This window comes from Streptococcus mitis, from assembly GCF_001074635.1.
In the GTDB taxonomy this organism is placed as follows: domain Bacteria; phylum Bacillota; class Bacilli; order Lactobacillales; family Streptococcaceae; genus Streptococcus; species Streptococcus mitis_E.
Map to the genome: position 1 here is coordinate 1 of NZ_JUQO01000001.1, position 226 is coordinate 226.

General features: G+C 42.0%; 1 protein-coding gene. It reads left to right on the top strand.

Features of this window, described 5'->3' with window-relative positions:
- Positions 1-226, top strand: a 226-nt coding sequence (locus ADI58_RS00005) for a PD-(D/E)XK nuclease family transposase (protein ID WP_049520986.1), incomplete at both ends; no start/stop codon positions are given.

The following is a 226-nucleotide window of genomic DNA, read 5'->3' on the forward strand; positions in this document are numbered from 1 at the left end:
TAGCAATCCAGAAATCACTTGTCAATTTATTCGCGATATGTTGGACTTGCCAGCAAAAAATGTGACCATTTTGGAGGGGAGCAATATTCATGTCTTGCCATCCCTGCCTTACTCGGCTCAGGATTTCTATACCAGTATAGACGTCTTGGCGGAGTTGGATAATGGTACGCAAGTAATTATTGAGATTCAGGTGCATCATCAGAATTTTTTCATCAATCGCCTGTGG